This window comes from Paraglaciecola aestuariivivens, from assembly GCF_052983255.1.
In genome coordinates this window covers 44,265-55,889 of record NZ_JBRKBA010000005.1, presented here as the reverse complement: position 1 = coordinate 55,889, position 11,625 = coordinate 44,265, and the positions used below count along the sequence as shown (strand labels likewise).

Here is an 11,625-nt window from a genome sequence, read left to right as displayed (position 1 = left end):
TATGGCGCCTTTGTTTGATTGGTATCTTAACTATAAAGACTGGGCCGCTGAAACCACGGCTTCGGCTGTTATCCCAAAGTGCTTAAGTAACGCGGCACCTGGGGCAGATTCACCAAAGGTTGACATACCCACGACTTTCCCTCCAAAACCTATATATTTGTGCCAAAAATCCACATGCGCAGCTTCAACTGCCACACGCTTAGTCACAGATTTAGGTAAGACTTGCTCTTGGTATGCGGCGTCTTGCTGGTCAAACACTGTAGTACTTGGCATAGATACAACGCGAACGGCCATACCTTGTTCAGTTAGGGTTTGCGCTGCTTCTATGCTAATACCTACTTCAGAGCCAGTGGCAATTAAAATAACCTCTGGAGTGCCGGCACAGTCTTTTAATATGTAGCCACCTTTTTCGATATTGGCTAACTGTTCTGCACTTCGTGCTTGAGCAGGTAAGCCTTGGCGACTAAATACTAATGCACTTGGACCAGAGTTGTTCTTTAATGCCGCTTTCCAAGCAACTGCCGATTCGGCAGCATCACAAGGACGCCAAGTTGTTAAATTTGGGGTTAAACGCAAGTTGGCTAGCTGCTCTATAGGCTGGTGAGTCGGTCCATCTTCACCCTGACCAATTGAATCGTGGGTGTACACAAATATATTTGGAATGCCCATCAAGGCTGACATACGTACGGCGTTGCGCGCATATTCCATAAACATTAAGAAGGTAGCCCCAAATGGGCGGAAGCCACCGTGTAATCCAATACCATTCATAATGCCGCTCATGCCAAATTCGCGCACCCCGTAATACAGGTAGTTGCCGCTGGCATCGTCGGCTGTTATGCCCTTAGTACCCGACCACAAAGTAAGGTTAGAGCCGGCTAAATCTGCCGAACCGCCTAGTACTTCAGGAAGCATAGTGGCGAACACTTCAATGGCGTTTTGCGACGCTTTACGGCTAGCAATATTTTCAGCTTTATCTTGCGAGGCTTGAATAAAGGCATCGGCTTTAGCATCAAAGTCAGCGGGCAACTCACCAGCTAAACGGCGTTTAAGTTCTGCCGCTAGACTTGGGTGAGCTTTGGCATAAGCGTCAAACTTAGCTTGCCATTGCTGTTCTTTTTCACCACCTACTTGTTTGGCATCCCAACCCGCATAAATATCGGCAGGGATCTCAAAAGGTGCATGAGGCCAGTTTAAGAATTCACGTGCCGCTTTAATTTCGTCATCACCTAGGGGAGCACCATGACAACCATGGGTACCTGATTTATTTGGCGAACCAAAACCTATAATGGTTTTACAACAAATAAGGGTAGGTTTGTTAGTTTCGGCTTTAGCAGCTTTTATTGCATCACTAATGGCCTGTGGATCATGTCCGTCTACATCGGCAATAACATGCCAGCCATATGACTCAAAACGTGCTGGGGTGTTATCGGTAAACCAACCTTCAACATGCCCATCAATAGAAATGCCGTTGTCATCCCAAAAGGCTACTAATTTGCCAAGCCCTAAAGTACCAGCTAATGAACAAGCTTCGTGCGAAATCCCTTCCATTAAACAGCCGTCACCTAAAAAGCAATAAGTGAAGTGATCAACAATATCAAAGTCGGCTTGGTTAAATTGCGCCGCTAGGGTCTTTTCGGCAATGGCCATACCTACGGCATTGCTTATACCTTGGCCTAATGGACCGGTTGTGGTTTCAACACCTGGGGCGTAACCATATTCAGGGTGACCTGGGGTTTTTGAATGCAATTGACGAAAGTTTTTTAATTCTTCGATAGGCAGGTTGTAGCCAGTTAAATGCAACAACGAATAAATCAACATAGAACCGTGGCCATTAGATAACACAAAACGGTCTCGGTTGGCCCAATCAGGATTATTAGGGTTATGGTGCATAAAGTCTGACCACAACACCTGCGCAATATCAGCCATGCCCATAGGTGCACCTGGATGGCCTGAATTTGCTTGTTGTACGGCATCCATACTTAAAGCACGAATGGCGTTGGCGAGGTTTTGACGTGATGAGGACATGAATTCTCCTGACTGATCGAATATTAAGTGAGTGCCGTAACGATTTTTAGCACCTTTTAGTTAGCTAGGCATTTTGTATTAGCTAGCGATTAACTGCAATGCTAAATGCCCTAAGAAGGGGCAATTTGCTATGACTTTTTTATCCACCTTAGTTAAAAATCAAATTAGACATCTAGACTTCTAGAAGTAAAGACTGGCAATTTATAAAAAAAGCGTTAAAATAGCCGGCATATTTTTTGTTAGTTAAGGTTTCTCTATTATGACCTCACATTTGTTTACCTCTGAGTCTGTCTCTGAAGGTCACCCAGATAAAATTGCCGATCAAATTTCTGATGCGGTTTTAGATGCTATTTTAATTCAAGATCCCAAAGCCCGAGTTGCCTGCGAAACTTTTGTCAAAACAGGTATGGTATTAGTGGGTGGTGAAGTCACCACTTCGGCTTGGGTGGATATTGAAGAAATTACCCGCAAAACCGTTAAAGAAATTGGTTATGTACATTCAGATATGGGCTTTGATGCAGACTCTTGTGCCATTTTAAATGCCATAGGTAAGCAGTCTCCTGATATTAATCAGGGTGTGGATCGTCAATCACCAGAAGAGCAAGGTGCCGGTGACCAAGGTTTAATGTTTGGTTATGCCAGTAATGAAACCGATGTATTAATGCCAGCTCCTATTACCTATTCACATCGCTTAGTTAAGCGCCAATCTGAAGTGCGCAAAAATGGCAGCTTGAATTGGTTACGCCCCGATGCCAAAAGCCAAGTCACTTTTGTATACGAAGATAATGAGCCAGTAGCAATAGATGCAGTTGTATTGTCTACCCAACATGATGAAAGTATCAGTACCGCTGATTTGCGTGAAGCGGTAATGGAAGAAATTATAAAACCGGTTTTACCAGAAAAGTGGTTAAGCAAAAATACTAAGTACTTTATTAACCCAACTGGTCGCTTTGTGATTGGCGGACCAATGGGTGACTGTGGCTTAACAGGTCGCAAAATTATTGTTGATACCTATGGCGGCATGGCTAGACACGGTGGCGGGGCTTTCTCGGGTAAAGATCCCTCTAAAGTTGATCGTTCTGCAGCTTATGCAGGCCGTTATGTAGCTAAAAATATTGTGGCGGCAGGTTTAGCCGACAAATGTGAAATTCAAATTTCATACGCCATAGGGGTGGCAGAGCCTACCTCAATTAATATAGATACATTTGGTACCGGTAAGGTGTCTGACGTTAAGTTAGTGCAAATTGTACGTGAACACTTTGAACTTAGACCTTATGGATTAATTCAGATGTTAGATTTAGAACGTCCAATTTACCAAGCCACGGCTGCATATGGTCACTTTGGTCGTGATGAATTCCCTTGGGAAAAAACCGATTTAGCGGCGCAACTCAAAGCTAGCATTTAGTCCTGTACCGCTACCTGTACCACTAATAAATAAGCGCCTAACACTCAGGCGCTTTTTTTATAGTTCCTGTGCCATAAATTGCTGTTCTTCCGACTCACATAAGGCTTCTGGCAGTGGGCTAATTTTCACTTTACCCGCCACAATAACAGAGACACATTGTCCAACACTTGCAGGTTTATGACTGGCAATAACATTGACTCGATCACCATCTATTGCTGCCAGCTGATATTCGTAGCCAGTATTATCACCTTCAAATAACGCGGTAACTAGCCCACCAAATAAACCACCTACCAGTAAGCCAGCTAACATATCTTCTCTGTTGCCATCTAGATTGTGTAACAATCCATCTACTGCCCCTATAGCTGCAGCTTGACCCGCATAAGATTGAAATTTTACTTTTTCGACTCCTTCAACCCATGCATAAAATTCAGTCACAAATTGATTTTTTGCCTGTGGATCAAAGTGATCTGAATTAGCGCAACTGCTGTTAAACCCTAAAGCAAATAAAACAATAAATAATATACGATAATTAGGCATGGCTTTTTTCTATAGGTAATTATTGATAGGCTCAAGATCAATCTAGCCTTTTGAAACTGAACATAAGCTTAATCGAGTTGCTATTGTTTTGATATATTCATCGATGTTTTTATAAAAAGGAGTTCCCTATGGCTTTGTTACGCCACACATTTGTATGTTCAATTTTATGCTTGGGCTTATTGTCCTGCTCCACTTCTCCCACCGGCCGCAGTCAACTAAAGTTATTTTCTGAGGCGCAATTAGCTGGTATGGGGCAACAAGCCTTTGATAGCATGAAAAGTGAACAAAAGGTCTTAACTCAACCCGTGGCCAATCAATATGTAAAATGTATTGCCGATGCCATAACTCAACATGTGCCTAAATCGGTATTTGATGGAGAATGGGAATTAGTGGTCTTTGACGACCCACAGGTCAATGCTTTTGCCCTACCTGGTGGTAAAATTGGGGTGTACACTGGCCTAATAGAACTGAGCGAAAACCAAGATCAATTGGCCGCGGTGATTGGCCACGAAGTGGGACATGTCATTGCCGAACACGGTAACGAAAGAATGTCGAGCAGCGCTTTAATAGGCGTAGGCATGGAAGTCACCAATCAATTATTGCAAACCAATAATATTGCGAGTAGTGGGCTAATCATGGCGGGATTAGGCTTAGGGGTGCAAGTTGGCGTACAACTACCATTTAGCCGCACCCACGAAACCGAAGCAGATTTGATAGGCTTAGATTTAATGGCTAAAGCTGGTTTTAACCCCAAACAATCAGTGAATTTATGGCAAAACATGGCTAAAGCCAGTAACGGCAATAGGCAGCCAGAATTGTTATCTACTCACCCTAACCCTAGTACCCGTATTAATCATTTAAATAAAAATATGAGTCAGGCGTGGCAAACTTACCAAGCTGCGCCGGTAAAAGCCAACTGCACACAGTAAAAATAAAAATGCCGCAGTATCTGCGGCATTTATTGATTAACGTCTAAATGTTAAGACTCTGATTTGTGTACGTGCACATCCATTTGAGGATAAGGAATCACTATGCCTTCTTCGTCAAAACGTAACTTAACCGCTTCAGTGAAATCAAACTTAACTGGCCAATAATCACCCGAAGCCACCCAAGGACGAACAATAAAGTTAACGCTGCTATCGGCTAACTCTGATACTGCAACTTTAGGTGCTGGATCTTTTAAAATACGCTCATCAGCTTCAACCATTTCATTTAATATGGCCTTGGCTTTTTTCAGGTCGCTGTCGTAACTAATACCAACAACCATATCTATACGACGGGTTTCTTTAGCTGAAAAGTTAGTAATGTTGCCACCATAAATTTTGCCGTTAGGGATAATGATTTCTTTATTATCACCTGTGGTCATAGTGGTAGTAAAAATACCTATACTTTTAACTGTGCCCATTTCGCCACCAGCATCAACAAAGTTTCCTGCGGTAAAAGGTCTAAATACCAGCAGCATCACACCAGAAGCAAAGTTTTGTAATGAACCTTGTAGTGATAAACCAATGGCTAAACCCGCTGCACCTAAAATGGCGACCATAGAAGTGGTATTAACCCCAAGCTCATCAAGCGCGGCCACTATAACAAATAGCATTAATACGGCGTGCACAATGGACTGCACAAAATCCACTAACATATCGTCATATTTAGAGCGAGCCATCACTTTGCCAAAAATATTAACTAATATGCCAACAATAAATTTACCAATAAGGTATATAGCAATGGCCATCACTATATTGATGCCCCAAGGAATAACATAGGTGTTAACTAAATGGGTCATTTTTTCAGCGTCTAATCCAAACATTAGGTTCTCCGTTTTATTTACTTTTTTTAAAAATCACTTCGCCTCAATACATTCTGGCTAAATGTTTAAGATAATCAATTAGTTCATGAAAATCTGATAGAACATTATGTTTTTAAAACAAATAAACTTGTTTAAAATTTCATCATTTATTCATTTTCAAAACATGACGATGCTGGCAAAATAGTCTAGAGTTATTTACTCATATAATGACTGTTTATTTTTTGTTTCTCTAACATCTAGTGCTATAATATCGACCCTGTAAATTGCAGGTCTAATATTTTTAAAGGAATTGAAAATGTTATTTGTATACCTTTTAGGTACAACTCTAGTTGTACTTCTGGCTTTTTCTTTATCACGAGAGAAAGGTAAAAACACCAAATTCGCCCGTAAAGACGTCAACAATTATACTCATGGTCGACAAGGTTCAGGGCCAATTGATACCACCCATGCGATTGAGGTAAATTAATCCAAGCTATTTCAAAGATAAAACTTGTTAATTAGCTAAGCAAAAGTACCATCCTTCCTTAAATTATATGGGTTCTAATAAGGTTAGAACCCAAGCACTAACTAATGTTTTGATATAGCATTATGTAAAAAACTGAGATTTCCATGCGCATTAGCAGAATTTATCACCCCGCTCCTTTAGCCACAGATTTACAAATTGAATTAACCGATGATGCCACCCATCATGTGGCTAATGTATTAAGAGCCAAAGCGGGTCAGCCCTTAGTGTTATTTAATGGTGACGGCAACGAATACAGCGCTCACTTTATTGAAGTACAAAAACGCAAAGTAATAGTCAATGTAGATTCAGTGTTATCACTCAGCATTGAGTCTCCATTAAATATCCATTTAGGCCAAGGTATATCACGCGGCGATAGAATGGATTGGGTGATCCAAAAGTCTATTGAACTAGGCGTGACAGAAATTACCCCCCTGATAACCGAACGCTGTGGCGTTAAATTAGATGAAAGTCGATGGGCCAAAAAGCATCAACAATGGCAGAAGTTGGCCATTGGTGCATGTGAACAATGCGGCAGAAACGTTTTGCCAGTGCTTAATCCCCCTACTTTATTCACCGACTGGATACATCTATCAACCAATCAATTAAGGTTAACCTTGCACCCAAGGGCAGAAAAAGCCTTTAGGCACATTAAAATGCCAGCTTATGGGGCAAGACTTTTAATTGGTCCTGAAGGAGGGTTATCCGACCAAGAAATTTATCAAACAGAACAAAATGGCTTTCAAACCATTCAGTTAGGCCCCAGAACCTTGCGCACAGAAACTGCAGCAATTACCGCCATATCAGCCTTACAGGCCATACACGGTGATTTGTAACGGCTTGTAGAACTTTACAATTGATTAATTTATGGTAGTTTTAACTGGTCTTAGTTGTACAAATAAAAATAATAAAAACTATGCCCGCTTTACAACTCATATCCAGCCATGAAGGTGAAAAAAATACAGCGTTGAAATTTCAGCGCATGTTAGACAATACCTGCGCGTTAGCCATGGAAAAGTCGCTAAATGGTGGCAGCTTAGATGAAAGCTTGTCGGCTATTACTGACTGTCTAGTGAAAATCTTAAATAGTGACTACTGCAAAGTGTTGCTGTTTGATGCTAAAAAACAAATATTTCGCACCCGTTTAGCTAAAGATTGTGCTTATTCAACCTTTATCGAACAATTTATCCAAGATTATTTAGATCCTATTCACGAAAATACCAGCAAGAGCATAAAATCAGGTCAAAGCCTGTGTACCGCTGATATATATGCTGGCAATGCTTGGCCAAAAGTCCATCCTCAAGCTAAAGCCTTGAATACAGTGGCTAGCTGGTTGATACCTATTAATGGCAGCAAACATGCAATTAATGGCTGTATAGTCTTATTATTTAATGCTCCCAAAAAAGCCAATAAATCAGAGTTGTTATGGTTACAACAAGCCAGGCAAAGCATGAGTGCGTTAATTAATCACTCAAAAAGTAAAACCAAAGCCTTACAACAAAAAGTTGCTATTCAACACCAATATTTAGCGCAAAAAGAAGCCACAGCAGAAGCCACCAGTTTACTTAAAAAGGCTGTTGCGCAACGCACTGAAGTACAAGGTCAGTTGATAGAAATTGAAAAAATGGCGGCTTTAGGCACTATGATGTCTAGTTTGACCCATGAAATTAATACCCCAATAGGCGTGTCGTTAACCGCCGCCAGCTTTTTAAGTGATATGCAAGACAATTGTATGCAAAAGCTCGACAACGACATGCTCAAACGCTCTGAGTTGATTAACTATTTAAAAGAGTCGGTTGAGGCCTCGCATATTATTCAACGCAATATGCAAAGAGCGGTAGAGCTTATTCAAACCTTTAAGCGACTTTCAGTAGATCAAGACAGCGAAGACATTCGAAGTTTTGTGTTATGTGATTATGTTTATGAAGTATTGCTGTCTTTGAAGCCGAGATTAAAACATACTCCACATAAATTTTGTGTGGATATTGATAGTGAATTAACCATCAAAAGCAACCCAGGGGCATTTAGTCAGCTGTTAATTAATTTAATAATGAACTCAGCCAACCATGCTTTTGATGATAACACTATAGGTAGAATTACCATTCAGGCTAGGCTAGAAACTCAGGCTTCTGGATTAAAAAACCTAGTATTAAAATACAAAGATAATGGTAAAGGTATGGATCAACAAACCATTGAAAATATCTACAAACCTTTCTTTTCGTTAGCCAGAGAAGCTGACGGTTGTGGTTTAGGCATGCATATTTGCAACAATATTGTAATGAAAGTATTAAAGGGCACCATAGACTGCCAATCAGAATTAGGCAAAGGGGTAGAATTCACTATAGTAGTGCCAGCTTAAACTAGCAGAGTGTGTTGAAGCACACCCTGCTAGGCATAAAACTAGTGCAAAATTCGGGTTTTAATTGTGCCCTTAATTTGTTGGAGTTGAGTAAAAGCTTCTTCTGCTCTATCCGTTTCCACATCCACCACTACGTAACCTATCTCATCATTAGTTTGTAGATATTGCGCGGCAATATTAATTCCTTTTTCGGCAAAAGTTTGGTTAATTTGGGTCAGCACCCCTGGGGTGTTCTTATGAATGTGCAATAAGCGTGAACGGGAAATATGCTCAGGCAAAGACACTTCAGGAAAGTTAACCGCTGATAAGGTTGAACCATTGTCACTATATTTAGCTAATTTGCCAGCGACTTCAATGCCAATATTTTGCTGGGCTTCTTGAGTACTGCCCCCTACATGCGGGGTTAAAATAACATTGTCAAACTTAGTTAAAGGTGACTCAAACAGATCGTCATTTGATTTGGGCTCAACTGGAAATACATCTATAGCTGCGCCAGCAACTTTGTTTGACTCTAATGCTTCTACTAAGGCATCAATATCTATTATGGTGCCTCTAGCATTGTTAATTAAAATCGCACCATCTTTCATCATAGCCAACTCTTTACGCCCAATCATATTGCGCGTTTGTGTGGTCTCTGGCACGTGTAAACTGATCACATCAGAACTGTTCAACAGCTGTTTTAAGCTTTTTACTTGGGTTGAGTTACCCAAGACCAATTTATTTTCAATATCGTAAAACTGAACGCGCATCCCCAGATGTTCAGCCAATATACTTAACTGAGTTCCTATATGTCCGTATCCAATAATACCTAACGTTTTACCTCGCGCTTCATAAGAGCCAACAGCGCTTTTATCCCAAATCCCTTTATGGGCTTTAGCATTTTTTTCAGGTATGCCTCTTAGTAAAATAATAATTTGGGCCAAGGCTAATTCTGCAACTGAACGAGTATTTGAAAAAGGTGCATTAAACACTGGAATACCGCGCTTTTGTGTGGCTTGTAAATCAACCTGATTAGTACCTATACAAAAACATCCAACAGCTACCAATTTATTCGCTGCAGAAATGACCTTTTCGGTCAGTTGTGTTCTTGATCTTATGCCAATGAAGTGCACATCTTTGATTTTTTTAATCAGTTCATCTTCGGGCAATGAAGTTTTTAGGTATTCAATATTTTCGTAGCCATTAGCATGCAATGTGTCTAACGTGCTTTGATGCAATCCTTCAAGTAATAAGATTTTAATTTTGTTTTTAGGTAACGACACTTTGCTCATGATCTTTTTCCATTGACTGTTTAACTAGAGACATCTGGACGTCTATTTGAAATTGAAAATAACAGAGTTTTAATGCAGAAGAAAGCCTATTAATAGTATTAATAGAGATTGTTAAGACTTATTGGCAATTAGGCATTTTAGGCTTTGCTATAATTCGTTTAAATTTAGTCGGTTTTTTGGAGAAATCCCTTGAATAAGGCTTTATATAAATCTTTGTTTAGTGACTACCAACAAGGCTATGCAGCCTATATTCATATATTCAATGATCCTATGCCCCTAATCAAAGAAGTCTCACTGACCAACAGCAGTATCGTAAAACTAAAAGATAGCCTGATTAGATCAGCCCAAGGGCAAAATGTTATTAGTTTATTTAGTGGCAAGGATAGTCGCGCCAAACTTATACAATTGCAAAATAGCGCGCGTATCTCCGAACGAGATGTTTGTGTAGTAGATTGCCAATTACTGGCTAAACACTACATAGGTGAAACTGAAAAGAACCTAGCCCATCTAGTGGCCCAAGCCGAAACTCAAAACTGGCTGTTATACTTATCTCAAGCTCAATATTTGCTAAAAGCTGTGCAACAAAGTACCGGCCACCAAACTAAGCGCAACATAGTTCAAAACGCCGACTTGTTAGAGCGGCTGTCTCAATATAAAGGCTGGGTTATCTTGGATCTCGATGACCCGAAAATATTAGCCGAGGGCCACGCCAAGCTTGATTATGTATTATTTTTTAATCCTTAGACTTTAAATTTACCCTTTCATCTTTAACCTTTAACCAATGCCACGTTTTCTATATTAGCTAGCACCTCTAAGTTAGCTAATGCCAATTGAAATCCTGGCGCAGAAGCTTGCTTTTGACCTGAACAATCAACTTGCCATTGCCTTAGAATATAAGCTGCCACAGCGGCTCTAGCAGGCAATTCCAACTGACCTTCTTGCATGTTGTAATCCATTTCAATGGCCTCAGGGTGAGCAATACTAGGATGTGGGATCAAGACTAAATCCACTATTGCCTGCCATTGATGATCATAAGGGCTAGCTTCGTGAACATGCACTGGCCCAGCTAAGTGCTGAATTTGAGTAAAACGACTCGCCACAAAGTCTCTAAAACTATTACTTTTGCGATCATAGGCCCTAACATGCCAGCGATGACCATTATTTATCAAAGAGTGCGGCACAATAGAGCGTTGAGTTTCACCTGAAGAAAGCGACACATAACCACATTTAAGCGCGGTTTTATTATGAATAGCCCGCATTATGCTGGCAATAATAGCGCTATTTGGGTGTATTAAACGTACCGCATCAAAACATTGTTCAGAAGGTTGCACATGCATAGAAATACCATTACCAAAGCCTCTACTTAAGGCCATTAAAATAGCTTCTGGATCATGTTTAAATATTGGCGCAAAATCATCGGTTCGATAGTAGTTTTTAGTTTGATGGCGCAGCACTAAATTATTTGCAGCCAATTGTTTATAGGCACTAAAGTCACGGGTACTTGCCGCCAAACCTGTTTTAAATCTTTCGATTAGATCTGCCCGTGACACATGACCAAAAAACTGTAACGAAAAATCAATAAATGCTAGACGCTCTCTTTGAGCGTGGCTTAATTGCGCTAACTCTAGTTTACTTTGATCTGTGTTTGTTACAGTTTGGTCCATTTTTGTTCGACTCATTTTGATTAGATAAACCTATACTAAAAGGTTTCTTCTTAAG

10 protein-coding genes are annotated in these 11,625 nt (G+C 40.4%); 5 read left to right on the top strand and 5 right to left on the bottom strand.

Features of this window, described 5'->3' with window-relative positions:
- Positions 1 to 30: 30 nt before the first annotated feature.
- On the bottom strand, positions 31 to 2,025 hold the full coding sequence (gene tkt / locus ACVCDT_RS08915; RefSeq protein WP_447132421.1) for a transketolase: 1,995 nt from the start codon (positions 2,023 to 2,025) through the stop codon (positions 31 to 33).
- A 259-nt stretch (positions 2,026 to 2,284) separates the two neighbouring features.
- On the opposite strand from tkt, the gene metK reads away from it, so the two are divergent.
- On the top strand, positions 2,285 to 3,430 hold the full coding sequence (gene metK, locus ACVCDT_RS08910; RefSeq protein WP_447132420.1) for a methionine adenosyltransferase: 1,146 nt from the start codon (positions 2,285 to 2,287) through the stop codon (positions 3,428 to 3,430).
- 57 nt (positions 3,431 to 3,487) lie between these two features.
- On the opposite strand, the gene ACVCDT_RS08905 is transcribed toward metK, so the two are convergent.
- On the bottom strand, positions 3,488 to 3,967 hold the full coding sequence (locus tag ACVCDT_RS08905; RefSeq protein WP_447132419.1) for a hypothetical protein: 480 nt from the start codon (positions 3,965 to 3,967) through the stop codon (positions 3,488 to 3,490).
- A gap of 128 nt (positions 3,968 to 4,095) precedes the next feature.
- Between ACVCDT_RS08905 and ACVCDT_RS08900 the strand changes: the two genes are divergently transcribed.
- Positions 4,096 to 4,896 carry a M48 family metallopeptidase gene (locus ACVCDT_RS08900; RefSeq protein ID WP_447132418.1) on the top strand — a complete coding sequence of 267 codons (801 nt, stop codon included), beginning with the start codon at positions 4,096 to 4,098 and terminating at the stop codon, positions 4,894 to 4,896.
- A gap of 50 nt (positions 4,897 to 4,946) precedes the next feature.
- Here ACVCDT_RS08900 and ACVCDT_RS08895 read toward each other — a convergent pair whose 3' ends face one another.
- Entirely contained in the window at positions 4,947 to 5,774 is an 828-nt protein-coding gene (locus ACVCDT_RS08895) for a mechanosensitive ion channel family protein (protein WP_447132417.1), read from the bottom strand.
- Between the two features lie 609 nt (positions 5,775 to 6,383).
- Between ACVCDT_RS08895 and ACVCDT_RS08890 the strand changes: the two genes are divergently transcribed.
- A complete protein-coding gene (locus ACVCDT_RS08890) occupies positions 6,384 to 7,112 on the top strand; it encodes a 16S rRNA (uracil(1498)-N(3))-methyltransferase (protein ID WP_447132416.1) in 729 nt (242 codons plus the stop codon).
- A gap of 80 nt (positions 7,113 to 7,192) precedes the next feature.
- Positions 7,193 to 8,635 carry a GAF domain-containing sensor histidine kinase gene (locus ACVCDT_RS08885; protein WP_447132415.1) on the top strand — a complete coding sequence of 481 codons (1,443 nt, stop codon included), beginning with the start codon at positions 7,193 to 7,195 and terminating at the stop codon, positions 8,633 to 8,635.
- A 41-nt stretch (positions 8,636 to 8,676) separates the two neighbouring features.
- Here the strand turns inward: ACVCDT_RS08885 and serA are convergent, their stop codons facing one another.
- Complete coding sequence (serA, locus tag ACVCDT_RS08880) at positions 8,677 to 9,906, bottom strand: phosphoglycerate dehydrogenase (protein ID WP_447132414.1); 1,230 nt, start codon at positions 9,904 to 9,906, stop codon at positions 8,677 to 8,679.
- A 189-nt stretch (positions 9,907 to 10,095) separates the two neighbouring features.
- Between serA and ACVCDT_RS08875 the strand changes: the two genes are divergently transcribed.
- The gene (locus tag ACVCDT_RS08875) at positions 10,096 to 10,650 is read left to right on the top strand and encodes a hypothetical protein (protein WP_447132413.1); all 555 of its coding nucleotides are present in this window, start codon (positions 10,096 to 10,098) and stop codon (positions 10,648 to 10,650) included.
- A gap of 23 nt (positions 10,651 to 10,673) precedes the next feature.
- On the opposite strand, the gene ACVCDT_RS08870 is transcribed toward ACVCDT_RS08875, so the two are convergent.
- Positions 10,674 to 11,585 (bottom strand): WYL domain-containing protein, encoded by a 912-nt coding sequence (locus ACVCDT_RS08870; protein WP_447132412.1) that lies wholly within the window; start codon positions 11,583 to 11,585, stop codon positions 10,674 to 10,676.
- Positions 11,586 to 11,625 lie beyond the last annotated feature (40 nt).

Excerpts from the sequence above, each read along its gene's own strand:
- tkt (WP_447132421.1), bottom strand. The coding sequence starts at position 2,025 with ATGTCCTCATCACGTCAAAACCTCGCCAACGCCATTCGTGCTTTAAGT.
- metK (WP_447132420.1), top strand. The coding sequence starts at position 2,285 with ATGACCTCACATTTGTTTACCTCTGAGTCTGTCTCTGAAGGTCACCCA.
- ACVCDT_RS08905 (WP_447132419.1), bottom strand. The coding sequence starts at position 3,967 with ATGCCTAATTATCGTATATTATTTATTGTTTTATTTGCTTTAGGGTTT.
- ACVCDT_RS08900 (WP_447132418.1), top strand. The coding sequence starts at position 4,096 with ATGGCTTTGTTACGCCACACATTTGTATGTTCAATTTTATGCTTGGGC.
- ACVCDT_RS08895 (WP_447132417.1), bottom strand. The coding sequence starts at position 5,774 with ATGTTTGGATTAGACGCTGAAAAAATGACCCATTTAGTTAACACCTAT.
- ACVCDT_RS08890 (WP_447132416.1), top strand. The coding sequence starts at position 6,384 with ATGCGCATTAGCAGAATTTATCACCCCGCTCCTTTAGCCACAGATTTA.
- ACVCDT_RS08885 (WP_447132415.1), top strand. The coding sequence starts at position 7,193 with ATGCCCGCTTTACAACTCATATCCAGCCATGAAGGTGAAAAAAATACA.
- serA (WP_447132414.1), bottom strand. The coding sequence starts at position 9,906 with ATGAGCAAAGTGTCGTTACCTAAAAACAAAATTAAAATCTTATTACTT.
- ACVCDT_RS08870 (WP_447132412.1), bottom strand. The coding sequence starts at position 11,585 with ATGAGTCGAACAAAAATGGACCAAACTGTAACAAACACAGATCAAAGT.